Source organism: Paenibacillus sp. FSL H8-0048 (assembly GCF_038002825.1).
GTDB lineage: Bacteria > Bacillota > Bacilli > Paenibacillales > Paenibacillaceae > Paenibacillus_AQ.
The window spans coordinates 3,150,913-3,176,239 of record NZ_JBBODF010000001.1; the positions used below are offsets into that span (position 1 = coordinate 3,150,913).

A 25,327-nucleotide genomic window follows, 5' to 3' on the forward strand; every position below is an offset into this window, starting at 1 on the left:
GTCGCCTTACAGCGGAATGCCTGTCGCTCTTCTTCAGGATGTTCAAGGTACAACCGCCTCCTTCGTAGAGCTTCTCCCCTCATACTGCTTGAGCGGATAATCATGGATTCCGGCCATCCGCAGCTTGTCCGTATGCAGAAGCGGGTTGCCGCAGAACTCAAGCCTCCCCTGCACCCGGCCATCCTGTTCGCCCGACTCCCGAAATTCATATAGTGGATTCAGTGTGACTTCGCCGCTGCGGATACCCGCAACCTCACTGATCTCCATCACCCGGCGTGAGCGGTCACGCAGCCGCGACAGATGCACGAATATATCGATCGCCGAGCTGATCTGTTGACGGACGACGGTTACCGGCAGATCAGCAGCGCTAAGCACCATAGTCTCCAGGCGGCTGAGCATGTCCAGCGCACTATTCGAATGTCCCGTTGACAAGCTCCCGTCATGACCGGTATTCATCGCCTGCAGCATATCCAGACATTCAGCTCCCCGCACCTCGCCGACGACAATACGGTTCGGCCGCATCCGCAGCGAGGTGCGGATCAGGTCGCGGATGGTGATCTCCCCCCGCCCCTCCGTATTGGCATTACGGGTCTCCAGAGAGACCAGATTCGGAACCGTAACGATCTGCAGCTCTGCCGAATCCTCCACTGTAATGACACGCTCCTGCGGCGGGATGTACTGCGATAGAGCGTTCAGAAAGGTTGTCTTCCCTGATCCGGTACCGCCGCTGATGAAAATATTGTATTTGGCAGCAACCAGAATCTGCAGCAATTCTGCTGCTTCTTCCGAGAGCGCTTCACGCCTCACCAGCTCTGCCATCGTCATCGGTGTCTCCGGGAATTTGCGGATGGTCAGGGCCGGACCCTTCAGCGCCGCAGGCGGCAGTACGATATTGACACGCGAACCGTCCTGCAGCCGCGCATCCACTATCGGCGAGGACTCATTAACCACACGGTTGACGCCGGAGACGATAATCTGAATGATATCCTCCAGCCTGCTCCCCGATTCAAAAGCCAGCGGCAGCCTGCGGATCATGCCCGCTTCCTCAATAAAGATCTCCTCATGGCTGTTGATCATAATCTCGGTGATCGCCGGATTGTCCACCAGCGGCTGAAGAATATCCAGCCCCCGGAAGGAGTCGAACAGCTTCTTCACCAGTTCGTGCTTCTCCTGGGCAGTCAGGAGGCGTAATTGCTCCCGCTCCAGAATGATCCGTTCGATGTAAGCAGCCAGCTCATCATTCCCGATGACCGAGGTAACATCCAGCCCTGCACGGATGTCGCTCCGTAAGGCGCGGAACATCTCTTCATTCATACAGGAATCCCGGTGAACACCCCGGGCAATTCAGGCTCTACTATAGCTCTGGAAAGCTGCTGAATGCCGTCGATGAATTGGGGAGAGCTTAGGCAGAGTTCTCCGTAATGCTGTAACCCCCAGGATGGAATATACGGAAGTGCAGCATCCAGCGGGAGTGCAGCGGATAGCAGTCCTTCATTCTCCACTATGCAGCCGTTCATGACGAATCGGCTCCGGTTCAGCAGCTCCGGCTGCATGCCGGAGTGCGGACTGGCAATATAATCGAGCCAGCGTTCGGTTTTGCGGATACTGGCCTGGTCATTCTTCAGCACCCACAGCAGGACACTGCATCTGTTCAGAACAGCCTGGGCCCGCTCCTCCTCAATAGCGCCGGTATCTACAATAACCACATCATAGCTTCCGGCTCCGGCCAGCCCCTCCAAGAGATCCAGTGAATCCTGCCGCGACATCTGGAGCATCTCTTTGAAGTTCTCCACAGGCCGGAAGGCATCACACCGCAGACTGTCATGTCTGAATGCATAATCAGTCCACTTAGGCTGTCCTCTCCCTCCCTTATTCTCTGGCCCTCCGGCCTTAAGCTCATATAAAAGCCGCTCCAGACCGGGAACATGGCTGCCCGGCATCCGCAGGATGAATCCGCTGCTGTCCACACTCTCCAGATTCAGATAGAACACGGACAGGCCAACCGCTCCAAGCTGCTTTGCCATGTTCAACGCTACCGTGGTTTTGCCGCTGCCGCCGCTGGCTGAGACGACACCGAGCAGCAGCGTTGCTTCCTTAGGCAGAGCAGCTATCCGGACCCGCTTCTGATCACAGAGCTGGAGAATCGCTTCCAGCAGCGCCGGCAGTGCCTGATACTTGGCAATATGCCTTCCCCCCGCCAGATTCCGGCCATTCGCCAATTCTCCGCCTTCACTTAAGACCGCCCAGGGAACAGTACTCCTCCCTTCCACCAGCCAGGCTTCAATGAAAGACGGATCAGCGGCAACTGCATCCGGCAGCTCGTCACCTGTCATAAATTCCATAAAAGCGTCCAATTTGCTGAATGCCGTAATCCGCAGCATCTCTCCATATTCGCTATGATGCAGGTAATGAAGCAGCGGTTCAATATACTGGCTCTCCCGGACTGCAAGCACAATTCTTGCCGTCATGAAATCTCCTCCTCTCTTGAATGCATGGGAAAAAGAACAGCAAAAAAGCACCGCCAATAACCGTGAATACGGTCATTGAACGGTGCTTCCGTTACTGTTCCTGTAATTTACTGCTATAATAGCATATATATAAGAGGTCGGCAATAGATTTTTCACCACTATTTGAGAGAATCCCCCTTCCCGGCTACAGAAATCTGCGCTTCATATCCGGTGACGGCAGCAGACACTGCTCATCCCGGCCGAACCAGCGGTAGCGGTTCCTGGCCACAATCTTGTACATCGCGTTACGCAGCGGTCCCGGAATCAGGATGAACACATAGGCAGCAGGCCACGGGAACCGGAGTCTGCGGGCAATCCGCAGCACTGCAGCCGATTTCGTATAATACTTGCCGTTCTCTATCAGCACCACAGTGTCTAATTGCTGTTCGGGCAACCCGCCTGCCTTAAGCAGTTCCCGGGCCGCTTCACTCTGCAAGGAGGCGAATTTGAAGTGCGCCTTGGGATCACGCGGAATAATGAACCGGACAATTCCCTGGCACAGATGACAGACCCCATCGATCAGCACAATAGATTTACCTTGCATTTCCTTCCGCTCCTCAGCCACATCGCCGCCTCCTTCCTCATAAGCATAGTGTAACATTCATATCTCCTTTTGAAAAAAAACAAAAAACGCGGGATAGCTCCCGCGCCTGTAACGTCCGTTCGTCTAATTATTCAGCAATTGCTTTGTTAATCCATTCGTCCCCGGTCATTTGCTCTTCGAAATCAGCAGTGAAGGATTCCATGCATTTGCAGATGAAATCTTTGCGGCATACCGGACAAGGCGTCTTGAGCAGGCGGCTGATGTTCGTCATTTTCCATTCCGGAAACCGGTTGTAGAACGCGCGGCACTCCGTTCCGTCAGCAAGCTTGATAATGAACTCGTACAATCCTTCCTTATCATTGCTGCTGGCTTTGGTCACATTCGTAATACTCGGTTTGTAGGACATCTTCATCACCCATTATTTAAATTTTTGGTAGTTAATAGCACGCGCGACATTAACAGATACTTAGACATATTAAAGAATTTCCGGGGTGATGTCAACCAAAGTACAGGCTCCTGCACGCTATTTACCACACTTCCGGCCTTCTCAGACTCTATTTAGCCATTATTCCCAGCTTTGCCCATTCCTACCCGTATCTCTGCGCTCAACATAACGTAAGACCAGACATTCAATGTCTGGCCTTACAGATAAACATGCTATTCAATTTTACATTGCTGTCTATTACAGAACGTTCAGCTCAACCTCAATGTTTCCGCGGGTCGCCTTGGAGTACGGGCAGAAATCATGGGCTTTCTTAGCCAGATCCTCTGCCACAGAGCGCTCGATACCCGGCAGCTTCACATCCAGCTTCACGGCCAGCTTGAAGCCCCCGTCGCTCTCGTCCTTGCCGATCAGCACATTCGAGGTAATCTCGACATCCTGCAGCTTTACGCCTTCTTTACGGGCAATATTAGCAAGGGCACTCTCATAACATGCACCATAGCCCGCCGCGAACAGCTGCTCCGGATTTGTGCCTGCCCCGCCAGGACCGCCAAGCTCCTTCGGAATTTTGAGATCATGCTTGAGCGCTCCGTCGGACGATTCTACCGAACCTTCACGGCCTCCGCGAACCTTGGCTGAAGCTGTATATAGGGGTTTAAGTTTCAATGTACTCATCTTTAACTCTCTCCTTTTTAACACAAATTTTGTAAGAACACTTATCCTTAACTTAAACAACCTCACATTTTTGAAACGATTGGGGCAGATTGTTACCTTTTTGAACTTGCTTCCGACGGTGAATGGTGTACAATTAAATTGTGATAAATCAATGTTCGGGAGGAATCATTCATGAATGTCCATGATTTTGAAGCCAACACCCTTAGGGGCCAGGAAGAATCACTCTCCAAGTACAAAGGCAAGGTTCTGCTCGTCGTGAATACAGCCAGCAAGTGCGGACTTACCCCGCAATATAAGGGTCTCCAGGAAGTGTACGATAAATTCAAAGACCGCGGTTTTGAGGTTCTGGGCTTCCCCAGCAATCAATTCGCCGGACAGGAGCCGGGTGAGAGCGAGGATATTGCCGAGTTCTGCGAGATCAATTACGGTGTATCCTTCCCCATGTACGAGAAAATCAACGTCAAAGGCGCCGATGCCCATCCCCTGTTCAAGTATCTGTCCAAAGAGGCACCTGGAGTACTCGGCTCGAAGAGCATCAAATGGAATTTCACCAAATTCCTGGTGGACCAGGAAGGCCGCGTGCTGAAGCGGTTCGCCCCGCAGACCACACCGGACCAGATTGAAGAGGATATCGAGAAGCTGCTGCGCTAGAGCGGGTTCAACAAAAACACCCTTCATACCCGGATTAGCTCCGTGCGAAGGGTGTTTTTGCGTTCAAAAAAAGCCGAAACCCTTGAATCATCAAGGAACTCGGCTTTTATGAAAAAGTATGCGGTAGAGAGGACTCGAACCTCCACGGGTATACACCCACTACCCCCTCAAGATAGCGTGTCTGCCATTCCACCACTACCGCGCGGTGTGTCTAAACGTTGATGCATTGTTTGAGGCCAACATTCAATATTATAAATCGGTTGCGCTCAAAAGTAAAGGTGCCGGCTTAAGATTTTTCGCCGCTTGCATCCTGATCCTTACGGTACTTCGTGAAGGCCAGATATTCCTTAATAAAGTTCTTTTCCTCCGGCAGCAGTTCCTCAGTTTGGCAATTCAATTGCCGCATTTGGCCAAAAAAATAATCCTCGCCGCTTTCCTGAATCGTTTGGGGCTGTTTACCGAGGATCAGCCAATCCAAGCTCACATGAAAAAATGCAGCAATCTCGATCAGTTTATGTGTACCAGGCGTAGATTTGCCACGCTTCCAGTCTCCCATATTGCCAGTGCTGATTCCGAGCTGTGCACAGAAGGATTTCTTCGTAATTCCTTGCCGTTTAATCAATAATTCAATACGTTCATAGATGGATTGCATCAGCCAACTGCCTCCCCGAAAAATATAATACGTAAAAACGTTATTTTTTATTGAAAAATGACGTAAAAAAGTATATAATTAACTATTATTATATCTTTACCTATTTTATATCATAGCGGCTGGATAGTCGATACGAGGTGAGCAATCTGAACAGCAAACGCCCTATTACTGCCTACGGCTGGGCCATCAAGCAACGTCTGGCAGAACTGCACTTGGATCAGAAGAAATTCTGTGAATTACATGACATCCCACCCTATCGGCTGTCCAACCTGATTCACGGCACACGCAAGGCAGACAGATACCGCCGTCAAGTCGCAGAGTTGTTGAACCTGCCGCCATCTTAGCTGCAGCTCGGGCAGCAGCTCTCCATAAGTGAGAATTCTTAGGATTATTCTTCTTGTAGCTACTCTTATTCCATCTAGTCCTGGCAAAATCCTTCTTTTCCCGCCCACAACACTCCATCTACAAAAAAACTCACCGGCTGGCATTATCCAAGAATGCCGTCCGGTGAGTCATTCACATCGTATTTTTTATGAAAATAGGCTTCTGAACACCACTGGACCATTCGCTCCCGCTCTAGCTCATACAGCTTGACCAATTGATTTAGAACAAAAATCCTCTGCACTGTATCCTCAGCAAACCGCAGCTGATTTCTATAATAATCCTTCTCGGTTTGATTAGAAGAATAGCCTTCCTTTTTGTTTGAAGCATATGTTTTGAGTAGCTCAATATGAAGATTATAAATCTCGGAGTAATTCATTATAGTAGATGACCTCCTTCAAGACTATATACTAGCATTTTCTCCGAAATTAATAGAATTATACAAAAAAAAAAAAAACAGAAACCCTTGATTATCCAAGAGTTTCTGCTCATTTCCTAGTATGCGGTAGAGAGGACTCGAACCTCCACGGGTATACACCCACTACCCCCTCAAGATAGCGTGTCTGCCATTCCACCACTACCGCATATTGGTGACTCGTATGGGATTCGAACCCATGTTACCTCCGTGAAAGGGAGGTGTCTTAACCCCTTGACCAACGAGCCAAATTTATGTTTTTTCTTTGTGACAACAAAAATGAGTATATCAAACGCTGGCTGATTTGACAAGCCTTTTTCTAAAAAATTGGTTTCACTTAAAGCTTGGTCGTCACTGCGGTGAGCATTTTGGACTTCCGGCCGCTGTTGTCCCCAGATTTCTTGATTTAAACCACTGTTCGTGGTAGAAATCCGGCGACCGCTGATGCTTACGATGCTAGCTTTCCTGCGGAAAGCTTTCAGGCGGTCGCTATCGCTCCTACAGTTCCAATTTCCCCTCCGCTTCTTTTTGCTTTTCGTTAATTGATATAGATCACTTCTGCCCGCCCGCAGCCAGCACCTGGATTCCATCCGCATATTCATACCCCAGACTCCCGGCCACCGCAGCATTGGTCACCTGTCCGGCTACCACATTCAGGCCGCGCGCAAGCGCCGCGTTCTTCACCGCAGCCGCATGGATGCCCAGATTGGCAATCTGCAGCGCATAGGGGATCGTTACGTTGGTCAGCGCCAGGGTCGAGGTCCGGGCGACTGCTCCAGGCATGTTGGCTACGGCGTAGTGGACTACGCCATGCTTCACATACGTCGGGTTCTCATGTGTGGTGATCCGGTCGATGGTCTCAATCGACCCGCCCTGGTCAATTGCAACATCCACGATGACAGAGCCCTCTTCCATTTGCTTCACCATATCCTCTGTAACTAGCTTCGGCGCACGGGCGCCGGGGATCAGCACCGCTCCGATCAGCAGATCGGCCCGGCGCACAGCCTGCTCCAGATGATAGGAATCCGACATCACGGTCACCAGCCGTCCGCCAAAAATATCATCCAACGCGCGCAGACGGCCCGCATTCAGATCCAGTATGGTGACGCGCGCCCCCATGCCTAGTGCTATCTTGGCCGCATTGGTACCGACGATTCCGCCGCCGATAATAACGACCTCACCCGGCTGTACACCAGGTACCCCGCCGAGCAGAACGCCTTTGCCGCCATGCGGCTTCTCCAGCAGTCCGGCACCGATCTGCACCGCCATCCGTCCTGCGACCTCACTCATTGGAATCAGCAGCGGCAACGAGCCGTCTTCAAGCTGAATGGTCTCATAGCCCACGGCGGTCACACCGCTCTCCACCAGTGCCCGGGTCAACTCCGCTTCAGGTGCCAGATGCAGATAGGTGAAGAGAATCAACCCTTTGCGGAAATAACCGTACTCCTCCGGCAGCGGCTCCTTCACCTTGATGATCATCTCTGCCTTGCTCCAGACCTCAGCAGCCGTATCCAGAATTACTGCACCTTTATCTGAATACTCCTTGTCACCCATGCCGCTGCCTGCTCCGGCTGAAGCTTGGATGCAGACTTCATGACCTGCCTTCCGGAGCGCTTCAACCCCGGCCGGGGTGATGGCGACGCGGTTCTCGTTATTCTTGATTTCTGCGGGTACGCCAATAATCATGCCGATTCCCCCTCAAAGTTATAGTAAGTATAGTCAACATTCTATCCTTGTGAGATGCGAAAAGAAAGGCTCCCATTCGGGGCCTTCCTCTTCACGGTTAAGGTGAGGCAAGAGACCCCTGGCCTCCTGCGGACCGGTTCCCGTTCCCTTCACCTTAGTATATGCAATTTCGCTGCTTAAGGATTAACCTTGGTCTCAAAGGTCTGCTTCCCGTCAACAAATTTCAGCACAACTGCGGCTTTGACCGGGTCATGTTTGTCGTTCAGGGTGATTTTGCCTGTAGCGAGCTGCAGATCCTTAGTCGCTGCCAGCGCTTCTGTAATCTTGGCCGGATCAGCTTCACCCGCACGGGTGATCGCATCAGCCACCAGCTTCAGGGCATCATAGCCCAGGGCCGCCATACCATCCGGTACTGCTCCGCCGTTAGCCGCTTTGTAGGCATCCACGAAGCTGGTTACTTCAGGAGCTGTATCTTCAGGCGAGTAGTGATTGGACATGAACGTGTTCTCCAGCGCTTTGGCACCAGCGATTTCGGCCAACTGCGGGGAATCCCAGCCGTCTCCGCCCAGGAACGGAACGGTGATGCCCATTTCACGGGCCTGCTTCACAATTTTACCTACTTCTTCATAATAACCAGGCAGGTAAATGACATCCGGGTTCGCTGCTTTGATCCGGGTCAGAACTGCCTTAAAGTCAGAATCCTTCTGCTGGTACGACTCCTGGCTCAGCACTTCGCCGCCTTTGGCCTTGAAGGTCTCTTCGAAGAACTTTTGCAGACCCTTGGAGTAGTCAGACGAAGTATCGGTATAGATGACAGCGGTCTTAGCCTTCAGGGAATCGAGTGCAAAGTTAGCCATTACCTCTCCTTGGAACGGATCGATGAACGCCGCGCGGAACACGAATTCATTGACATTGCCGCTGCGCTCATCCACAGTAACCTTCGGATTGGTAGCTCCTACCGAGACAAGCGGAATCTTTTTCTCCGTAGCTACCGGAACGATCCCCAGCGTGTTGGTCGAAGTGGATGCGCCGATGATAGTCACGACCTTGTCATTGGTGATCAGCTTCTGTGCCGCCTGGGTAGCTTCTTCAGACTTCGATGCATTGTCTGCAACTACCAGCTCCAGCTGCTTGCCGAGTATACCGCCTTTGGCGTTGATCTCGTCCACTGCCAGCTTCGCGCCCTTGGATGCGGAGTCGCCGAAAGAAGCCTGACCGCCTGTGAGCTCAAGGTCAGCCCCGATCTTGATGGTGCCCCCGGCAGTGTTGCCGCCGCTTGCAGAGTTACCGCTGTTCGCTGTGTTGTTGCCGCAGCCGGATGCTAATACCGCAGTCAATACTGTCGACAAGATAATGGCCCCAATTTTCTTCATAGTTTCTCCCAGCCTCCTGATTATTTAGTTTATATATGTTGTTTCTGTGATGCTGCTAATAGGATGGATGCCCCTGCTTAGTGCCCGAGATAAGCCATTTTGATCTCATCGGAGTCGGCCAATTCCTTGGCATCCCCTTCAAGCACTACCCGGCCTGTCTCCAGGACATAGGCGCGGTCAGCGATTTTGAGCGCCTGGTGCGCATTCTGCTCAACCAGCAGGACAGTGGTTCCGGCATCGTTGACTTCCTTGATAATCTTGAAAATATCCTGGACCAGCAGCGGCGCCAGCCCCATCGACGGTTCATCCAGCAGCAGCAGCTTCGGGTGGCCCATAATCGCCCGCCCCATCGCCAGCATCTGCTGCTCCCCGCCGGATAAGGTTCCGGCCTGCTGCTTCTTGCGTTCAAGCAATCGCGGGAAGGTGTTGTATACCTTCTCGAAGTCCGCAGCCAGACTGCTTCCATCCTGCAGGTAAGCCCCCAATTCGAGATTCTCCTCGACCGACATATTAGCGAATACGCGCCGTCCTTCGGGACAATGGATCAGCCCTTCTTTGACAATCGCCTGTACACTTTGATTCGTTATCGATTTACCCAGGAATTCAATACTTCCTGTCTTCGGCTTCAGCAGCCCCGAGAGCGTCTTCAGCAGCGTTGACTTGCCGGCGCCGTTGGCACCGATTAGCGTCACAATTTCCCCCTGCTTCACGGTGATGCTGAGATCCTTCAAGGCATGAATCGCTCCGTAATATACATTAATCCCTTGTACTGTAAGCATGGCGCTACGCCTCCTGTCCCAAATACGCTTCGATGACCTTCGGATTGTTGCGGATCTCCGCCGGCGTGCCATCAGCGATCAGGATTCCGCGGTCCAGCACGTAGATGCGGCTGCAGACTCCCATTACCAGTGACATATCATGCTCAATCAGCAGAATCGTCAGGTCGAACTCCTCCCGAATCCATGCGATCAGGTTCATCAGGTCACGCGTCTCATTCGGGTTCATCCCGGCGGCCGGCTCATCGAGCAGCAGCAGCTTGGGTCCGGCCGCAAGCGCCCGGGCAATCTCCAGACGCCGCTGATTTCCATAGCTCAGGTTGCTCGCTACCTCTTCACTCTGATCAGCCAGATTGAAGATGGAGAGAATATCCATCGCCTTCCGGGTAATCTCCTCTTCCCCCTGAAAATGCTTCGGCAGACGTAGCATCGAAGAGAACAACGAGTGCTTTGCATGCTGATGGAAGGCAATCTTAACGTTCTCCAGCACCGTCATAGCCGTAAATAGACGGATGTTCTGGAACGTACGCGCAGCGCCTTTATGATTGATCTTGTAGGGCTTCATCCCGCCGATAGACTCATTATTCAAAAGAATGCTGCCCGACGATGGCGGGTACACTCCAGTCAACAGGTTGAACAATGTGGTTTTACCGGCACCGTTGGGTCCGATCAGGCCGATCAGCTCGCCTTTATCAATATGAAGAGATACCTCGCTGACTGCCTTCAGTCCGCCAAAAGCCCGGCTGGCCGCTTTCACATCAAGGAGTACCGCTGCTCTTGATTGCGTCATTTGCCTTCGCCTCCTTTTTGCCGAACTTGCCTAGTGAGAATTTGCTTACGCCAAGCAGGCCGCTCGGACGGAAAATCATCATCAGAATGAGCACAATCGAGTAGATAATCATGCGCCATTCCGGGAATTCACGTAAGTAGGTATATAGCAGTGTAACGAACACCGCACCCACGATAGAGCCCGCCGTACTGCCCAGCCCCCCGAGAACCACCATGACGATGATTTCAAAAGACTTCAGGAAGTTGAAGCTCCCCGGCGTAATGACGTAGAACGTATGGGCCGACAGGCCGCCCGCCATGCCGGCAAACAGCGCCCCGATGGTGAAGGCAATGATTTTGTAACGTGTCGTATTAATCCCCATCGCCTCAGCGGCAATCTCATTCTCGCGGATCGCAATACAGGCCCGGCCGTGAGTAGATCTAATGAAGTTATTAATCAGTACGACTGAGATCAGAGTGAAGAAGAAGAGCATGGTCCAGGTGGTTTTGGCCGGAATACCGCTGAGTCCTGAAGCTCCGCCGACATATTCCGTATTCAGCATAATGATGCGGATAATCTCACCGAACCCCAGCGTAGCAATAGCAAGATAGTCCCCGTTAAGCCGGAGCGTAGGCATCCCGATTAATACACCGAATACCGCTGCCAGCAGTCCGCCCGCAAGAATAGCAGGAATGAACGGCACATTGTAGTCAAGGGTAAGAATCGCCGAGGTATACGCACCCACCGACATGAACCCGGCATGGCCAATGGAGAACTGCCCGGTAATCCCGGTAATCAGGTTCAGCGACACGGCCAGCATGATATTAACCCCGATGAGCAGCAGCATAGACTGATTCACATCACTAAGAATTCCCGTTGTTAAAAGAACCTTTACGAATCCATAGAACGCAAGGGCGACAAGTATGCCCAGCCAGAACTTTTTATTTATCTTTGTCACGGCAGCTTCCCCCTACACTTTCTCCCGGACATTCTTGCCGAACAGTCCGGATGGTTTGAAGATAAGGATTAGAATCAGTACCGCAAAGGCTACACCGTCACGCCACGAGGAGAACCCGAGCGAAGAAATCTCTGTCTCCACCGTTCCCAGCAGCAATCCGCCGACAAGCGCACCCGGAATACTTCCAATGCCTCCAAGCACTGCCGCGACAAAAGCCTTAAGCCCGGGCATAACGCCCATGAGAGGATCAACCGAATTGTATGTCATTCCGAAAATCACGCCCGCGGCAGCGGCAAGCGCTGAACCGATCGCGAAGGTGGCTGAAATAGTGCGGTCTACGTTGATACCCATCAACCGCGCCGCTTCTACATCAAAGGATACGGCCCGCATGGCTTTTCCCGTCTTGGTGTAACGAACGATATATTGCAGTACAAGCATAAGAATAATCGTTGTTAGCAGAATCATGATCTGGTTCGATTCGACCTGGATGGAGGACCCGAAGAGATGATACTGCTTCTTATCCATAATATCCGGGAAGCCCTTGGCCTGAGGCCCGAGAATCAAGACTCCGGTATATTCTAGCAGGAAGGATACGCCGATCGCTGTAATCAGCGCTGCAATTCGAGTGGACTTACGAAGCGGCTTATACGCCAGACGTTCAATGCTGATACCGAGCAATGCACTTATGGTCATCGAGATGATCAGCGACAAGAGCAGTACAACGATCGGCGGCAATCCGGCATTCGCCAGGTATTTGGCACTGTACAGACCGATGAACGACCCTACCATAAATACATCGCCGTGCGCAAAATTAATCAGCTTGATGATACCGTACACCATTGTGTAACCAAGGGCGATCAGAGCGTAAATGCTGCCTACGGATATCCCGTTTATTAGTTGCTGAATGAAATACTCCATCGCCATCCCCTTCTCCCCATATTCATCTTGTATACCCCTTTCTCTGTGCTGTTTCTCTTTTCTTGGATTATGATGTCATTTATATTAACACAAGGTCAGAGAATCGTCACTAATTATTGTGTGAATTAATACAAAATTCAATAGTTGGTGTTATATTACATAACATGATATATGTAGGATTCGGTAGGATAATATAGGTTTTCGAAAAATGCGCAGAAAACAGGAGAAAAACAGAGGATTTTCAAGCAGGGACGTTTTAGAAGTTGTTTCCTTTTCTTATACAATACTTTTTTTCTGCGGAATTAATATAACATTTGTCTCTTTACAGCATCATTCCTTCAATTAATTAAAGGGGTAACGGATTGAACCGGCAGTGTGCGGTGGTAGAGGTCAGAAATAAACGTATAAAAGCTCCCCTACATCTACAGTCTCATCGACGACTAGGCCAAGGTCCGGGCGGGCTGCTGGGCTCCGGGTTGTTCCTCACTTTCCCGTTCGTTGCTATACTCTACCAAGCATTACACACATTCAAAGGAGTGAAATTGAAATGAGCACCATCGAAAAAGAGAAGACCGTCCAATCTGCCAGAAGAGGGTTGTTGGTATTCTTCCTGATACTCATTCCCCTCACGGCTATCAGTTACATATTGGCTCTTACTGTAACGCCTGTGTATGGCTTGCTGCTCATGTGGGCGCCCGGGATCTCCTCTATACTCACCCGTATCCTGCTTCGTGAGGGCTTCGCTGATATCTCCCTTAGATTCGGGGGACAGCGCACGCTCAGGACGACTCCATTCATCTTGTTGTTGCCGGTGGCGGTTGGCCTGGTGGCCTACGGGACTGCCTGGATCACAGGACTGACAGAGTATACCGGCCACAATGGCAATGTTGTCGGTGCACTAGCCGGGACGATCCTAATTCAGATGTCTGTTGGGACCGTGATGGGAATCATCAGCAGTGCCGGGGAAGAGCTAGGCTGGAGAGGCTATATGCTGACACGGCTTACTGAGGCCCGCGTCCCGAAGCCTATTCTCATGAGCGGGCTGATCTGGGGCATATGGCATATCCCGGCGATTCTAATCGGCAGCTACTATTCCGGCCCTTCTCTGGCCTTATCGATCATATTGTTCATGGTAACCATCAGCTCATTTAACATCATTATTAGTCTATTGCGTTTAAGCACGGGGAGCATATGGCCGGCTGTTCTGCTCCACGCCTCATGGAATGCTATCATTCAGGACGCTTTCGACCGCTACACCAGCGGGAAGAATGCCTATCTCTGGACAGGTGAGTCGGGGATACTGGTGGCAGCTACGCTCGTAATTGCAGCGTGGTTCTTCTACAGAAGATCTGCATTCGTGAAGGATGCCCGATTGTAAATGGCAATACGGCAAATACGAGACGCTGGATTTTTTGAGCAGGATCAACGTAATCACTTGGATGGACGCTCCGCAAACGGAACGTTGTTACAATCGCTGTTGTGTCCAGATTTTTTTCATTCCCCTTAGCGGTGAAAATCCGGACACAAAGGCGACCGCTACCGCTTTTTCACAATCGTTCCGTCCGCTCCACTGTTTAAGCGGGATGCGAAAACACAAAAAGAAAGCGTCCTTTGGTAAAATGGAGTTACTATTAAAACATGCTGCAATGGCCCAAACAGAAAGCAGCAATTCTCCCATAAGAGAATTGCTGCTCTTTTAACATTTGAAGCTTTTACGAAATCTGAGATTTGACTCGGGCAATGACCGCCTAGTCCAAATATACCGCCTTCCCCGTCTGGGCCGATTCATAGATGGCCTCCAGAATCCGGGAGACTACATAAGCCTGCTCAGGAGTGACGACCGGATCTTTATCCTGTTCGATCGCTTCGATCCACTTTCTTAATTCGATATCCGTAGATTTCTCTTCTTTGCCTTCATAAAAGGCTACTCCTCCGGCACCAAGCTCAATTTCATTCGTGTATAGCTTGCTATGCTTCTCTCCGTTAATCCGGAGACCGTTCTTCATGTCCGCACCCGCTTCGGTTCCGCTTAAGCTGCACTTGGCTTCATCCACATTCAGCGAATTCAGCGCCCAGCTCGCCTCCAGCGTAATCGTTGCGCCGTTCTCCATCACAATCATCCCGAAGGCCGAGTCTTCCACGGTGAATTTTTTCGGGTCCCAGGGTCCCCAGGCATTGGCGGCATCTTCTTTTTGGGAGAGCTCGTGGTACTTGGTCCCTAGTACAACCTTCGGTTTGTAGTTGTCCATCATCCAGAGCGTCAGATCCAGCGCATGGGTTCCAATATCAATCAGCGGACCGCCTCCCTGCTTCTCCTCATCCAGGAATACCCCCCAGGTAGGGACGGCTCTGCGCCGGATGGCATGTGCTTTCGCATAATAGATATGGCCGAGCTCGCCTGCTTCACAGACTTTTTTCAGATATAAGCTGTCTTGCCGGAACCGGTTGTCATACCCTATAGTCAGCTTCTTTCCTGTACGCTTCGCTGCTTCAGCCATACGTTTGGCGTCCGCCGCTGTCTTGGCCATGGGCTTCTCACACATCACATGCTTGCCCGCTTCTAAGGCCGCAATGGATATTTCCGCATGCGCGTCATTGGGAGTAAGCACATGAACAATGTCAATGGAGGCATCCTTCAATAATTCCTCATAGTCCGTATAGACAGCAGCATCTGCACCGCCGTATTGTTCAGCAGCCGCTTCAGCCCGTTCCTTGATAATATCGCAAAAGGCTACCACTTGAACCTTATCCTGTCTGCTTAAAGCAGGCAGATGCTTCCCGTTCGCAATCCCTCCACAGCCGATTACACCAACACGATACACTTTGCTCATCGTCACTCATCCTCACTGTTGATTTATTTTTCGGGCCTTACGGTATGCAGCAGGGGTCATGCCCAGCCGCTTGCGGAATACTGAATGCAGATAGGTCGCAGTGGTGAACCCTTCGGACTCCGCGATATGTTCGATTGACAGGCTGCTGGCTTCAAGCTTGCTGCACACAGCCTTCAATCGGATCTCCTCAAGAATCCGGCTGAAGGTCTGATCCGGATCGATCTGCTTAAATATCCGCTGCAGCTGTCTGGCGCTGATATTCAGCTTCTCCGCAACATTCTCCAGCGTCACGGCTGCTGAATAATTCGCTTCCATATATTGAACAGCATATTGGTAGCGGTAGGTCACCATATCCCGCACGGGTGCCGCGGCTCCCATCCCGCCTGTATCATACGCTCTGGTCACCTTGAGCAAGATACTAATCACTAGATGCTTGATCGAGGTGTAATATCCCGCAAGCTTGCCGTCACAGGCCTCATAAGCTTCCAGAAAACACTTCATCGCCCTGTGATAATCCTGCGCAGGGATAAGCGGCAGCTTCCTCAGCTTCTCCACACATTCCTCCGCTTCCGCAACCTCCCACGGGTCTGCATCGTCTCTCTGCTTCTCCGCAATATGGACATGCAGACATAGCTCCTCCATCGACTCTTCCGCATCCGCTTCCTGACGGTGCATCACGCCCGGTCCGGTCAAATAGAGCATTCCCTCCGATAGAGGATACTGCTGATCGCCAAGAATGACCGTTCCCTTGCCCCGTGGTATGAAATGAAATTCAAATTCAGCATGGTTATGGAAATCAATGACCCTCCCCGGCGGGAAAGAGGTCAAATGAAACCGGAGAACAGAAATTTCATAATGTCCCCACAGGATAGAAATATCCAATCTTTCCAGCAGATCCATTTTCTCAAACATAATCTCGAAGGGAAAAGGGCTCATGTTAACCTCCTGCTTAAGCTAAGCTCGGTACCGGATAAGTGATCAGGACTTCAGTTCGGCTAACTGGACCACACGTCCTGCCTTCGCCGAGAGATTCGCCGCCTCCATTAACCGGGTAAGCTCCGTTGCCGCTTGAATATTGTCAGAAGCAACCGTGTTGTTCTGGATGTGGGTCACCCACTGCTCAAAAGCGCTCTCACGGTTGGCCTGCACAGCCGTATCGTTCCAGGCCGCCCCTTGATCTGCTGCTTGATTACTTCTGACAAGCAGCTTCGCTTCAGGCGCTCCATAGAGCAGGGTCCCTTCCGTTCCATGCACTTCTATGGTAAAAGGGGAGTAGCTGTTCACGAAGCCGGCTTCCACCACACCGATTGCTCCCGAATCCGTATAGAGCGTCGCTACTGCGTTATCTTCCACTTCCTTGCCCGTCACATATCCGAAGCTCGCGCTGACCCCGGTCACCTCTTGACCCAGAAACAGTCTGGCCAGGTACATGGGATGGCATCCCAGATCAATCAAAGCCCCGCCCTGGCACTGCTCCAGGCTATAGAAATGCTCGGGAAGCCAGTTGGCCGTTGCGCCGTTATGGGATAAGCGGACTCTGACATAAGTGATATCTCCAAGCAGCCCCTGGCTTAAAATATCTTGAACCGTTAACGTATAACCGTCATTTAGCCGCGGCAGCGACACCGTTAGCTTCACTCCATGAGTCTCGACCTCGGAGAGGATTTCATTCACCTCACTCAGCGTTGCAGCTACAACCTTTTCGGTGAAAATATGCTTGCCTGCTCTGGCCGCCGCAATCATGACCTCCCGGTGCATCCGGGTGGGCGCGTCGACAATCACGGCATCGATATCCTTCCGGGCAAGCATATCCTCCAAAGAATCATAAAACGGGACATTCAAGCTCTCTGCCGCCTTCCTGCCCCGCTCCGCATCCTCGTCCCATACCGCAGCAATCTCCGTATCTCCATGCTCCTGAGCCTGCTTCGTATAATCCCAGGCATGTACATGCCAAAAGCTGATCTTACCAATCCTAATGCTCACCCGCCTGCACCTCCATATACATTATTCTGACATCACCTATAAAGTATCATATAACAAGTAGGATTTTTAGTAGATAAATGCGACATCGCCTATATGTAATTACGACATCGGAATGGAAAATCATATCGTTCAAGGATTCAGCATACTCAAGCTATCGGAACGCAAAATAACCCCACAAAGCAGGTACTTTGCGGGGGCCCCAAATTCTTGCGTACAAGTGGAAACGGTAACGTCCTTTTAAAGGACGTTACCGAAACATATAAACTCTCATATTTGAACAAAATGCCTGCGGCATCGCCATTGTGGTCGGTTTTTCGACCACATTTGGCCATCGCACCTCCGCCGCACCGAATGTGGTCGGTTTTTCGACTACATCCCGCCCACACGCCTCTGCCGCACCGAATGTGGTCGGTTTTTCGACTACATCCGTCTCCGGCCCAGATGACCACGTAATGCCCAATGTGTTCGGTGAATCCACATCGGACTAAAATCATAATTTCCTAATCAAAAAAGGAGCTCAATATGAGCTCCTTATCAAACGGAGAGAGAGGGATACTCTCGCTATGCGAGAGATTGCGATGCCATTGCTAACGAAGCTTATGCTCCAACGAACCACGAAGGTTCTCATCCCTAACAGGGAAGTAATATCAAACGGAGAGAGAGGGATTCGAACCCTCGCACCGCTTACGCAGTCTAACCCCTTAGCAGAGGGTCCCCTTATAGCCACTTGGGTATCTCTCCAAGTAATGGCTCCCCGAACAGGACTCGAACCTGTGACAACTCGATTAACAGTCGAGTGCTCTACCAACTGAGCTATCAGGGAACATTAACATGAACAAGGATTAATTTATCATGATTCTACAGGTTAGTCAAGCGGGAAGCGGGAGATTATGAGATCGTTTACATAATCAGATCCACTCTCCGTCCAGCGGAACAGCCACACGGCCGGACAGACCTTTCTGTTCAAGGCGCTGCTTCAACAGCTCCCTCGTCACAAGGCAGTGATTAATCGTATCCATATGCACAGCAATCACGGAAGCGGATGGAGCAGCATGGCATACCTCCACAACATCCTGTTCATTCATAGTAATGGGGCCTCCGCTCAGGAACTGTGCTCCTCCGGCATTGACTATAATGACCTCCGGCGCCTGCTCTGCTATCACCTGCTGAACCTCTTCGCACCAGATTGTATCTCCCGCCAAGTACAGCACAGGTTCTCCCTCTGCCCGGAAGAGGAACCCGGAGACCTTACCCATCAGCTCCCCGATCTCTCCTGTCCCGTGATGCCCGTCTGTACGTGTCAAGGCCACACCGCCGAAGGACGCAGAGCCGTTATCCATTATCTCTGTAACACGCCCAAAGCCATGGGCAGCAATTCGCTTCCCATCACCTTCCTGGCAATACACCGGCAACTCCTTGGACAACAACTCTACTGCCGCAGCATCCCAGTGATCCTGATGCAGATGCGTGACCAGCACCACACCCGGCTCCAGCCACTGCTGAACCGGCCCCGGCAATGACACCAGCGGATTCCTGAGGTCATTGCCGGAATTCATAATCGGCGGATTCACACCCTGCTCACTCAGCATCGGATCGATCAGGAACGTTACACCGCCGTATTCCAGCCATAGGGTGGCGTGGCGGATCAGCTTTATTTTCATGATATGCACCTCTTCCCGGATATCTACCTTATGTTCACTTTCTGATACAATAAGTATAAATCAGCGCAGGAACAGAAGACATTGTGCCGCGAAAGTGTTTCTTAGGTTCTGCTTTCAGCCGGAAAGGAATTCAAGGAAATGACCTCTTACCTCATCGACAATACCGATTACCGTATCCTCCAGCTCCTTATCGGAGACTCCACCTTAAGCCATAAGGATATCGGGGCGATGGTTCATCTGACCGGCCAGGCTGTAGGCGCACGTATCCGCAGAATGCGGGAGCTTGGCATCATTGAAGGCTATACCATCCGGTGGAACCCGCTGCGGATCGGCCAGAGCATTCACGCCTTTATAGCCGTTTTTCTTAGCAGCAATAATGCTCATCAGCCATTCCAGGCATTTGCGAAGGCCCATGAGAGTGTCATTGAGCTCTACCGCATCAGCGGGGAAGGATGTTACTGGATGCGGGTGCGCACGGTGGATCAGGAGGCGCTGACCGCTTTTCTGGATGAACTGCTGAAGTACGGCAATTACCGGCTCAGCCTGGACATGGGCCAGATCAAATAAGGACAAATAAGGATAGGAACTGCCAAGGAGGCTGACATGAGTAACAAGATAGAACCACCCAGAATTCCAGATCCCGGGCTGCTTACACCGCAGGACATTCACACCCTTGCTTCCAAAGACGAATTCAGCCGCTGCCTCATTGAAGGAGCGCTCATTGAATATCAGGAGGCTACCCGGGTAGCCTTTGACAAGACTATTTTCAAAAACGTCACCATCACGGAATCCTCGCTGCAGCGCATGGAGCTTACCGATGTGGTCTTCGATCATTGCGACCTGTCCAATGTAGATTTCAGCGACGCCTTCATACACCGGACCGAGTTCAGGGATTGCCGCATGATCGGAACAGACTTCACCAGAGCACGATTTCAAAATGTATCCATCACCGAATGTATCGGGGAATTCGCGGTCTTCCGTTTCGCCAACTTCAAAGGGGCTTCCTTCGAGCGCAGCTCGCTGGTCAGCGCGGATTATTACCAGTCCACCCTGAATGGCCTGTATCTCTCGGAATGCAATCTGGAGCAGGCTACGCTCGCTGGCTGCAAGCTGAAGGGCGTTGACCTGAGCGACTGCGGGTTCACCGGCCTGCTGGTGGATCTTCAGGATCTGGAGGGCTGCATCATCTCTGCGGAGCAGGCGGCTTCTTTTGCCGGACTACTAGGTCTGGTTATCAAAAATTAAGTGGCCGGACCCGCGCCCGCTTCAAGCGCAATCAGCTTCAGCTTGCCGGAGCATTTACCGCAGCGGTACCGCCCGGGATCGGCCCGGCGCTTACGCAGATACTCGGTGGCACAGGCAATACATACCAGCTTATACCGGTAAGGCTGCGGCTTGCGGGCCTTGGCTCCCGGCAGGGTCTGACAATACCGGCTGCCGCCGACGCGGGCCAGCAGTGTTTTGAAATCGGCATCCCGGTGCATGTACCCCCGCTTCGCCAGATGCAGGTGGTAGTGGCAGAGCTCATGCTTGATGATCTTCTCCGTCTCCTCCCGCCCGTACATGGCCAGCTGCTGGGGGTTAATCTCTATATTATGGCTCTTTGTAAAATATCGTCCGCCGGTTGTTGTAAGTCTGCTGTTAAAGCTCGCCGTATGCCGGAAAGGCACGCCGAAGCTGCTCAGCGACACCTGCTCGATCCACAGCTGCAGCTCTTCGTTGCTCATACTGGTCATAGCGTTCCTTCACGGTCCTCTCCTCAAGGAAATTAGATCTCTACTTGAATTGTAACTTGCCCATGGGCTACACTGTCAAGAAGGAAGACAAGTCCGGAGGGAGAATGAAAGATGCCGAGAATGCGTTATGTAATTATGCAGCAGGATCAGGAGCTGCTATTCGTGGAGATGCCGGAGGAATATGCTTACCAGCTAAGCGCCCTCAATCTTCGCCTGAACAAAGAAATCGACAAGCTGACAGCCGAGAATGTACCCGGACTGCCGCGGGCGGTGGCCGAATGTGAGGCGCTGGAGCTGCTGCGCGAAGAGCATCATCTGGAGTCGGGGCTGGCGTATATTAACAGGCTGGAGCAGGCCTTTGCCTCCATTAAGGAGGAGCATTACCCGCTGATCTCACTGCTGACCGAAATCCGGGCGCTCCAGGCCCAGCTTGAACAATGGTATGAAGAGGAAGAAGAACGGGTGCAGTAATGCCGGTTCCGGGCGGCCTTGTGAAATTCGGCTTGGCTACCTGAAACTAACCGTGCACCTTTGGGCGTATTCCCCCATATGCTATCTATACACAGGAAGCATGCAGAGGAGGGGTACCCTTGCCACAATGGCTTCGCCAACAGCTCATGAAGGCCTATCTCAAGAAGGACTGCCGTCAGATTAGACTGCTGAATGAATGCTGGTTCTTTTACCGGAATACCGCTGATTCCCACGAGATGATCCAGAAGAACGTATAGCCGTTATGTAACAAAATAACAAAAAGCCGCGTCCCTTGAGGGGGTCGTGGCTTTTTGGCGTGAATCCGTCCAAGTCTGCACTAGGCAGCTGGCTTATTTGAACATCGGGAATACGTATTTCACCAGGAAAAACAGAACTCCGAAGGTGATAATAATGTAAGCTGCATATTTAATGAACGTGGATGCGACAAGACTGGAATCCGATTTGCGGTGCACCTCTGTCCGTTCAACCTCAACACTTCTGTCCTTGTAATTCGGCTCCATCCTCAATCTCTCCTCTCCGTTGATAGCTGCATGTCTTCCATTAACCCCGGGATTTGGAGCTGAAACAGAGCCGCCTACGAACAGATCACTTGTAAAATATGGCTGCTGCGCTTAATCGAAACGGCGGGTGCCAGGCCAGGAGCCTTGCAGCTTGCGGACCAGCACAATCTGTCCCGTATGATAGGCATCATGCAGAATCAGACTCATAACCTCTTCGCCCGGCGCATGCCCGGAGCCGCCCCATTCATAAGCGCCTTCCTCCAGAGCTACAATAATCTCGCGCAGCGAGGCATGAATGGACTTCAGCTTGTCTACTGCCTGCTTCCAGTCCTCTTCCCCGCTTCCTGTTACAGTGAATGTAGCGTCATTGCTCTCCAGATCAGGCAATTTCTCCATCCCCTTAAGCTTACGCAGCAGACGCTCCTTATAATACGTGAGATGGTTGACGTTCTCCCAGATCGAATTGCCCGCAGCTCCCTCCGGCTTCCAGAGCGCCTGCTCACTGTTCACGCCTTCAAGCGCCGCACTCAGCGGCGGCTGCCAATCCTCTACATCCATCACATAATCCCAGTTCTCGACCAGCACATCGCTAATTTTGTTTTCCATTTGTATCCCTCCTGTAATTATAGGTACACAAGCTTTGGTAACGACTAAATAAACCGAATAACAGTTACACAAGCAATGTAACATAATCGGCGGAGCGTATCAAGTAACTAGCATAACCCGATTTTAACTGTTACAATCAAGGGAAAGATCATGCGAAGGGACAGATGAAGCTTGCTATGGGTAGATTTCATGAACAGCTATTGGCGGAATTGGCGGACTAGTGATCGTAGCACAGACCAGGACCGGCTGGAAGATCCCAAATGGCTGGCAAAATGGCTGGAGGAGCATAAGCTGCCGGCGGCGTCCCCTCCCCGGCCGGAGGAGCTGGAGCAACTGAAAGGCCTACGCGGCTTGTTATGGGACGAGCTGCAGCGTCTGGTCGCGGGAGAGTCTCCGTCTACAGCGCTGCTTGTGCAGTTAAATACGTACATGAGCGACGGGCCCGTTGTACGGCAGGTGGTCTGGACGGCAGCAGATGAAGCCGGGATCTCCCTCCAGCCGCAGCGTGCGGACTGGGGGCAGATTATGGCGGAGATCGCTGCCTCTTTTGCAGCCGCGCTGCTGGAGAAGGAGCCCTCTCGCTTCCGTATTTGCGGGAATCCCGACTGTCTCTGGGTCTATTACGACGATACCCGCAACCGCTCCAAGCGTTACTGCGACGACAAGCTGTGCGGGAATCTGATGAAGGTAAGGCGGTTCCGGGCACGCAAAAAGGCAGCGGAGGGTGAGCCTACGAAGGAGTAAGCGTGTTACCGGAGACGGCGGATGAATCATCGACAGCGTAAGCAGGTTACCAGGTGAGACCAATTTGACTATACGGCGTTCCGCTGGGTCAGCGGGGTCAGCCAGGTGTCGGGTGAAGCGGCTAGGCTGTGAGCAGGCGGGCGTAGAGGCTGCGGCAGATCGGAACGTTAACAGACTTAGGGGCCCAGCCTACACGGCGCTGCGCTCCATCAGCGGGGTCAGGGTCTTGTTTTTGCCGGAATGCTTGGCGGTATAGAGCAGATGATCCACTTCCTCGAACAGCTTCTCTTTGGATATGCCTTCGGCATAGCTTTGCAGCCCGATGCTGACAGTAACCGCCCGCTGCTCCATCTCCTCATGGGACGTATGCGACAGCTCCTGGCGGACTTGTTCAATCAGCGCATAAGCTTCCTCGAAGCTTTTCTCAAACAGCAGGATCGCGAACTCCTCCCCGCCATAGCGGGCTGCAATATCTGCGGGCGAGATGTGGTCCTTAATGATCTGGGCGACCCGCGCCAGCACCATATCTCCGGTACGGTGTCCATACTTATCGTTAATTTGCTTGAAATTATCGATATCCACCAGCGCAAGATGGAACGGGGCACCCTGGCTGCCGTATTCCAGCGCTTTTTCATAGAATTCGTGAAAAGAAATATGGTTATACAGTCCTGTCAGTGCATCAGTGGTAGATAGCTTGCGGATCACCGCATTCTCAATCATCAGGTCCTGCTTCGCCGTCAGAGTAGCCTCCAGATCGCTTGCCAGCTCACGCCCGTTAATGATGATAATCCCCGCAACCAGCGTGCCGACCAACAGGAAGAGCGGGATCGCAATCAGGTCAAAATCCGTCAGATAATACTTGAACCAGTAATCCCAGCGGTACAGAATGAAGAACGCAGCTGCCTGGAGGGCAGACGTAAACAAGGTCAGATCCAGCCGGAAAAAGATTGCCGACGCCATAATCGGCAGCAGCATCAACGCCCCGATAATCCGGATGTCCATATTCAGGTGAATAATCATCATCGCAATAATCGTCCCCGCCACAAACAGCAGCACGAAGGAATACTTCGGTGCCGCAACATCCACCAGTTGCGTCAACGCGACCACCGCACTCATCAGCAGCGTCGGATACAGCAGCACATCATAGTAGAACTCATGCGCCCCCATGGGATACGGCAAACATACAAAAGACCCCAGCTGGGCCAGGAAATGCAGAGCAATCACCAGCCAATACGTATACAGAAACCGCTTGACCCACTTCGCCTGCCGGTGCGCCGAAGTCTCCGAAGGGCCCATGAAATCTCTTAATCTCAACGCTCTCACCTGTTGCCCCCCGATTAAATTCACACATAGGATGTACACATTGCTCCTATTCTAACATGCCAGAGTGCGGGTCGGATACTCACTTGTGGGATATGTACGGGGGGTGGGGAGAGGCTTAGTAGGATTGGTGAAGTATCGGGGGCCAAAGGACGTGTGGGTTGGGAGTTTGTGGGCAGGTGTTGGTATGAGGGCGATTGTTCTTTGTGTGATTTCAATCCATGCTCGTACATAAGGAGGGGCCAGACCATACCTGTGATAGTGCCGATCGCGAAGCCAGGCTTCATCCGATTTCAATCCACGCTCCCATATAGAGTGCGACCTGCAACAAGCAACCCACGTACACCTCACGGACTATTTCAATTCACGCACTCATATAAAATGCGACGAAATTTCTCCGGTAGCCTTCCCCACCTACCCGGCATTTCAATCCACGCACTCGTATAGAGCGCGACCGGACCACAATGTTTCGCTGCTCTTTTTGACGATATTTCAATCCACGCACTCACGTGGAGTGCGACCTTAATTACATTGTTATATGATTTAATTAATCATCATTTCAATCCACGCACTCACGTGGAGTGCGACCATCTCTTATCTCTCCTCTTGATTAGTAGTTGTGATTTCAATCCACGCACTCACGTGGAGTGCGACCATCTCTTATCTCTCCTCTTGATTAGTAGTTGTGATTTCAATCCACGCACTCA

Annotated in this window: 29 protein-coding genes, 5 tRNA genes and 1 CRISPR repeat array (1 of these 35 cut by a window edge); of the genes, 8 read left to right on the forward strand and 26 right to left on the reverse strand. The window is 51.8% G+C overall.

Features of this window, described 5'->3' with window-relative positions:
• Positions 1-42 precede the first annotated feature (42 nt).
• From NSU18_RS13300 to NSU18_RS13320, 5 genes are all read right to left on the reverse strand, one after another.
• Entirely contained in the window at positions 43-1,314 is a 1,272-nt protein-coding gene (locus NSU18_RS13300) for a CpaF family protein (RefSeq protein ID WP_341149235.1), read from the reverse strand.
• Positions 1,311-2,468 carry a hypothetical protein gene (locus NSU18_RS13305; RefSeq protein ID WP_341149236.1) on the reverse strand — a complete coding sequence of 386 codons (1,158 nt, stop codon included), beginning with the start codon at positions 2,466-2,468 and terminating at the stop codon, positions 1,311-1,313. The genes NSU18_RS13300 and NSU18_RS13305 overlap by 4 nt, the downstream gene beginning before the upstream one ends.
• A gap of 184 nt (positions 2,469-2,652) precedes the next feature.
• Positions 2,653-3,051, reverse strand: a complete 399-nt coding sequence (locus tag NSU18_RS13310) for a thiol-disulfide oxidoreductase DCC family protein (protein WP_341151039.1) — start codon at positions 3,049-3,051, stop codon at positions 2,653-2,655.
• A gap of 127 nt (positions 3,052-3,178) precedes the next feature.
• The gene (locus NSU18_RS13315; protein WP_036727511.1) at positions 3,179-3,457 is read right to left on the reverse strand and encodes a hypothetical protein; all 279 of its coding nucleotides are present in this window, start codon (positions 3,455-3,457) and stop codon (positions 3,179-3,181) included.
• Positions 3,458-3,733: 276 nt separating this feature from the next.
• Positions 3,734-4,168, reverse strand: a complete 435-nt coding sequence (locus NSU18_RS13320) for an organic hydroperoxide resistance protein (RefSeq protein ID WP_036697152.1) — start codon at positions 4,166-4,168, stop codon at positions 3,734-3,736.
• A 171-nt stretch (positions 4,169-4,339) separates the two neighbouring features.
• Here NSU18_RS13320 and NSU18_RS13325 point away from each other — a divergent pair, with 171 nt between their 5' ends.
• Positions 4,340-4,819 carry a glutathione peroxidase gene (locus NSU18_RS13325; RefSeq protein WP_341149237.1) on the forward strand — a complete coding sequence of 160 codons (480 nt, stop codon included), beginning with the start codon at positions 4,340-4,342 and terminating at the stop codon, positions 4,817-4,819.
• Positions 4,820-4,938: 119 nt separating this feature from the next.
• Here NSU18_RS13325 and NSU18_RS13330 read toward each other — a convergent pair.
• Both NSU18_RS13330 and NSU18_RS13335 read right to left on the reverse strand, forming a co-directional pair.
• Positions 4,939-5,021, reverse strand: a tRNA-Leu gene (locus NSU18_RS13330).
• A gap of 84 nt (positions 5,022-5,105) precedes the next feature.
• Positions 5,106-5,471, reverse strand: coding sequence for a helix-turn-helix domain-containing protein (locus NSU18_RS13335; protein ID WP_341019215.1), 366 nt, complete (start codon positions 5,469-5,471; stop codon positions 5,106-5,108).
• A 146-nt stretch (positions 5,472-5,617) separates the two neighbouring features.
• On the opposite strand from NSU18_RS13335, the gene NSU18_RS13340 reads away from it, so the two are divergent.
• Positions 5,618-5,815, forward strand: a complete 198-nt coding sequence (locus tag NSU18_RS13340) for a hypothetical protein (RefSeq protein WP_036697411.1) — start codon at positions 5,618-5,620, stop codon at positions 5,813-5,815.
• Between the two features lie 143 nt (positions 5,816-5,958).
• Here the strand turns inward: NSU18_RS13340 and NSU18_RS13345 are convergent, their stop codons facing one another.
• From NSU18_RS13345 to NSU18_RS13385, 9 genes are all read right to left on the reverse strand, one after another.
• A complete protein-coding gene (locus NSU18_RS13345; RefSeq protein ID WP_341149238.1) occupies positions 5,959-6,231 on the reverse strand; it encodes a hypothetical protein in 273 nt (90 codons plus the stop codon).
• A gap of 122 nt (positions 6,232-6,353) precedes the next feature.
• Positions 6,354-6,436: transfer RNA gene (locus NSU18_RS13350), tRNA-Leu, on the reverse strand.
• Between the two features lie 4 nt (positions 6,437-6,440).
• A tRNA-Glu gene (locus tag NSU18_RS13355) sits at positions 6,441-6,515 on the reverse strand.
• Between the two features lie 304 nt (positions 6,516-6,819).
• The gene (gene ald, locus NSU18_RS13360) at positions 6,820-7,953 is read right to left on the reverse strand and encodes an alanine dehydrogenase (protein WP_341149239.1); all 1,134 of its coding nucleotides are present in this window, start codon (positions 7,951-7,953) and stop codon (positions 6,820-6,822) included.
• A 176-nt stretch (positions 7,954-8,129) separates the two neighbouring features.
• Positions 8,130-9,326, reverse strand: coding sequence for an ABC transporter substrate-binding protein (locus NSU18_RS13365; RefSeq protein WP_341149240.1), 1,197 nt, complete (start codon positions 9,324-9,326; stop codon positions 8,130-8,132).
• Between the two features lie 77 nt (positions 9,327-9,403).
• Entirely contained in the window at positions 9,404-10,105 is a 702-nt protein-coding gene (locus NSU18_RS13370) for an ABC transporter ATP-binding protein (protein WP_341019198.1), read from the reverse strand.
• A 4-nt stretch (positions 10,106-10,109) separates the two neighbouring features.
• On the reverse strand, positions 10,110-10,892 hold the full coding sequence (locus NSU18_RS13375) for an ABC transporter ATP-binding protein (protein ID WP_341019197.1): 783 nt from the start codon (positions 10,890-10,892) through the stop codon (positions 10,110-10,112).
• Positions 10,861-11,829: a branched-chain amino acid ABC transporter permease gene (locus NSU18_RS13380; protein ID WP_341149241.1), complete on the reverse strand. Its 969-nt coding sequence runs from the start codon at positions 11,827-11,829 to the stop codon at positions 10,861-10,863. The genes NSU18_RS13375 and NSU18_RS13380 overlap by 32 nt, the downstream gene beginning before the upstream one ends.
• 12 nt (positions 11,830-11,841) lie before the next feature.
• On the reverse strand, positions 11,842-12,747 hold the full coding sequence (locus NSU18_RS13385; RefSeq protein WP_340756290.1) for a branched-chain amino acid ABC transporter permease: 906 nt from the start codon (positions 12,745-12,747) through the stop codon (positions 11,842-11,844).
• 547 nt (positions 12,748-13,294) lie between these two features.
• On the opposite strand from NSU18_RS13385, the gene NSU18_RS13390 reads away from it, so the two are divergent.
• Entirely contained in the window at positions 13,295-14,125 is an 831-nt protein-coding gene (locus NSU18_RS13390; RefSeq protein ID WP_341149242.1) for a type II CAAX endopeptidase family protein, read from the forward strand.
• A gap of 370 nt (positions 14,126-14,495) precedes the next feature.
• On the opposite strand, the gene NSU18_RS13395 is transcribed toward NSU18_RS13390, so the two are convergent.
• From NSU18_RS13395 to NSU18_RS13420, 6 genes are all read right to left on the reverse strand, one after another.
• Positions 14,496-15,578 (reverse strand): Gfo/Idh/MocA family protein, encoded by a 1,083-nt coding sequence (locus NSU18_RS13395; protein WP_341149243.1) that lies wholly within the window; start codon positions 15,576-15,578, stop codon positions 14,496-14,498.
• A 12-nt stretch (positions 15,579-15,590) separates the two neighbouring features.
• Positions 15,591-16,514: a helix-turn-helix domain-containing protein gene (locus NSU18_RS13400; RefSeq protein ID WP_341149244.1), complete on the reverse strand. Its 924-nt coding sequence runs from the start codon at positions 16,512-16,514 to the stop codon at positions 15,591-15,593.
• A 42-nt stretch (positions 16,515-16,556) separates the two neighbouring features.
• A complete protein-coding gene (locus NSU18_RS13405) occupies positions 16,557-17,561 on the reverse strand; it encodes a Gfo/Idh/MocA family protein (RefSeq protein WP_341149245.1) in 1,005 nt (334 codons plus the stop codon).
• A gap of 652 nt (positions 17,562-18,213) precedes the next feature.
• A tRNA-Ser gene (locus tag NSU18_RS13410) sits at positions 18,214-18,302 on the reverse strand.
• A gap of 6 nt (positions 18,303-18,308) precedes the next feature.
• Positions 18,309-18,384, reverse strand: a tRNA-Asn gene (locus tag NSU18_RS13415).
• Between the two features lie 85 nt (positions 18,385-18,469).
• The gene (locus NSU18_RS13420) at positions 18,470-19,222 is read right to left on the reverse strand and encodes an MBL fold metallo-hydrolase (protein WP_341149246.1); all 753 of its coding nucleotides are present in this window, start codon (positions 19,220-19,222) and stop codon (positions 18,470-18,472) included.
• 138 nt (positions 19,223-19,360) lie between these two features.
• On the opposite strand from NSU18_RS13420, the gene NSU18_RS13425 reads away from it, so the two are divergent.
• Complete coding sequence (locus tag NSU18_RS13425) at positions 19,361-19,789, forward strand: Lrp/AsnC family transcriptional regulator (protein WP_341019184.1); 429 nt, start codon at positions 19,361-19,363, stop codon at positions 19,787-19,789.
• Positions 19,790-19,825: 36 nt separating this feature from the next.
• Positions 19,826-20,467 (forward strand): pentapeptide repeat-containing protein, encoded by a 642-nt coding sequence (locus NSU18_RS13430; RefSeq protein WP_341019182.1) that lies wholly within the window; start codon positions 19,826-19,828, stop codon positions 20,465-20,467.
• Here NSU18_RS13430 and NSU18_RS13435 read toward each other — a convergent pair.
• Entirely contained in the window at positions 20,464-20,949 is a 486-nt protein-coding gene (locus NSU18_RS13435; RefSeq protein ID WP_341023104.1) for a SprT family protein, read from the reverse strand. The two genes, NSU18_RS13430 and NSU18_RS13435, sit on opposite strands and share 4 nt — an antisense overlap.
• A gap of 120 nt (positions 20,950-21,069) precedes the next feature.
• On the opposite strand from NSU18_RS13435, the gene NSU18_RS13440 reads away from it, so the two are divergent.
• Together NSU18_RS13440 and cmpA are read left to right on the forward strand one after the other, a co-directional pair.
• The gene (locus NSU18_RS13440) at positions 21,070-21,429 is read left to right on the forward strand and encodes a hypothetical protein (protein WP_036697237.1); all 360 of its coding nucleotides are present in this window, start codon (positions 21,070-21,072) and stop codon (positions 21,427-21,429) included.
• Positions 21,430-21,548: 119 nt separating this feature from the next.
• A complete protein-coding gene (cmpA, locus tag NSU18_RS13445; RefSeq protein ID WP_143804182.1) occupies positions 21,549-21,686 on the forward strand; it encodes a cortex morphogenetic protein CmpA in 138 nt (45 codons plus the stop codon).
• Between the two features lie 93 nt (positions 21,687-21,779).
• Here cmpA and NSU18_RS13450 read toward each other — a convergent pair whose 3' ends face one another.
• Both NSU18_RS13450 and NSU18_RS13455 read right to left on the reverse strand, forming a co-directional pair.
• A complete protein-coding gene (locus tag NSU18_RS13450) occupies positions 21,780-21,950 on the reverse strand; it encodes a hypothetical protein (protein ID WP_200869223.1) in 171 nt (56 codons plus the stop codon).
• A 111-nt stretch (positions 21,951-22,061) separates the two neighbouring features.
• Positions 22,062-22,556: a DinB family protein gene (locus NSU18_RS13455; protein ID WP_340756301.1), complete on the reverse strand. Its 495-nt coding sequence runs from the start codon at positions 22,554-22,556 to the stop codon at positions 22,062-22,064.
• Positions 22,557-22,727: 171 nt separating this feature from the next.
• On the opposite strand from NSU18_RS13455, the gene NSU18_RS13460 reads away from it, so the two are divergent.
• On the forward strand, positions 22,728-23,300 hold the full coding sequence (locus NSU18_RS13460; RefSeq protein ID WP_341019179.1) for a CGNR zinc finger domain-containing protein: 573 nt from the start codon (positions 22,728-22,730) through the stop codon (positions 23,298-23,300).
• 189 nt (positions 23,301-23,489) lie between these two features.
• Here the strand turns inward: NSU18_RS13460 and NSU18_RS13465 are convergent, their stop codons facing one another.
• Positions 23,490-24,614, reverse strand: a complete 1,125-nt coding sequence (locus NSU18_RS13465) for a GGDEF domain-containing protein (protein WP_341149247.1) — start codon at positions 24,612-24,614, stop codon at positions 23,490-23,492.
• 429 nt (positions 24,615-25,043) lie between these two features.
• A CRISPR array of direct repeats spans positions 25,044-25,327; the repeat unit is 33 nt; unit sequence ATTTCAATCCACGCACTCACGTGGAGTGCGACC (it continues 80 nt past the right edge of the window).

Coding starts and splice junctions, on each gene's coding strand:
- NSU18_RS13455 (WP_340756301.1), bottom strand. CDS start 22,556: ATGGAAAACAAAATTAGCGATGTGCTGGTCGAGAACTGGGATTATGTG.
- NSU18_RS13325 (WP_341149237.1), top strand. CDS start 4,340: ATGAATGTCCATGATTTTGAAGCCAACACCCTTAGGGGCCAGGAAGAA.
- NSU18_RS13320 (WP_036697152.1), bottom strand. CDS start 4,168: ATGAGTACATTGAAACTTAAACCCCTATATACAGCTTCAGCCAAGGTT.
- NSU18_RS13345 (WP_341149238.1), bottom strand. CDS start 6,231: ATGAATTACTCCGAGATTTATAATCTTCATATTGAGCTACTCAAAACA.
- NSU18_RS13300 (WP_341149235.1), bottom strand. CDS start 1,314: ATGAATGAAGAGATGTTCCGCGCCTTACGGAGCGACATCCGTGCAGGG.
- NSU18_RS13440 (WP_036697237.1), top strand. CDS start 21,070: ATGCCGAGAATGCGTTATGTAATTATGCAGCAGGATCAGGAGCTGCTA.
- ald (WP_341149239.1), bottom strand. CDS start 7,953: ATGATTATTGGCGTACCCGCAGAAATCAAGAATAACGAGAACCGCGTC.
- NSU18_RS13430 (WP_341019182.1), top strand. CDS start 19,826: ATGAGTAACAAGATAGAACCACCCAGAATTCCAGATCCCGGGCTGCTT.
- NSU18_RS13315 (WP_036727511.1), bottom strand. CDS start 3,457: ATGTCCTACAAACCGAGTATTACGAATGTGACCAAAGCCAGCAGCAAT.
- NSU18_RS13375 (WP_341019197.1), bottom strand. CDS start 10,892: ATGACGCAATCAAGAGCAGCGGTACTCCTTGATGTGAAAGCGGCCAGC.
- NSU18_RS13390 (WP_341149242.1), top strand. CDS start 13,295: ATGAGCACCATCGAAAAAGAGAAGACCGTCCAATCTGCCAGAAGAGGG.
- NSU18_RS13420 (WP_341149246.1), bottom strand. CDS start 19,222: ATGAAAATAAAGCTGATCCGCCACGCCACCCTATGGCTGGAATACGGC.
- NSU18_RS13450 (WP_200869223.1), bottom strand. CDS start 21,950: ATGGAGCCGAATTACAAGGACAGAAGTGTTGAGGTTGAACGGACAGAG.
- NSU18_RS13400 (WP_341149244.1), bottom strand. CDS start 16,514: ATGAGCCCTTTTCCCTTCGAGATTATGTTTGAGAAAATGGATCTGCTG.
- NSU18_RS13385 (WP_340756290.1), bottom strand. CDS start 12,747: ATGGAGTATTTCATTCAGCAACTAATAAACGGGATATCCGTAGGCAGC.
- NSU18_RS13365 (WP_341149240.1), bottom strand. CDS start 9,326: ATGAAGAAAATTGGGGCCATTATCTTGTCGACAGTATTGACTGCGGTA.
- NSU18_RS13335 (WP_341019215.1), bottom strand. CDS start 5,471: ATGCAATCCATCTATGAACGTATTGAATTATTGATTAAACGGCAAGGA.
- NSU18_RS13305 (WP_341149236.1), bottom strand. CDS start 2,468: ATGACGGCAAGAATTGTGCTTGCAGTCCGGGAGAGCCAGTATATTGAA.
- NSU18_RS13310 (WP_341151039.1), bottom strand. CDS start 3,051: ATGCAAGGTAAATCTATTGTGCTGATCGATGGGGTCTGTCATCTGTGC.
- NSU18_RS13425 (WP_341019184.1), top strand. CDS start 19,361: ATGACCTCTTACCTCATCGACAATACCGATTACCGTATCCTCCAGCTC.
- NSU18_RS13435 (WP_341023104.1), bottom strand. CDS start 20,949: ATGAGCAACGAAGAGCTGCAGCTGTGGATCGAGCAGGTGTCGCTGAGC.
- NSU18_RS13370 (WP_341019198.1), bottom strand. CDS start 10,105: ATGCTTACAGTACAAGGGATTAATGTATATTACGGAGCGATTCATGCC.
- NSU18_RS13395 (WP_341149243.1), bottom strand. CDS start 15,578: ATGAGCAAAGTGTATCGTGTTGGTGTAATCGGCTGTGGAGGGATTGCG.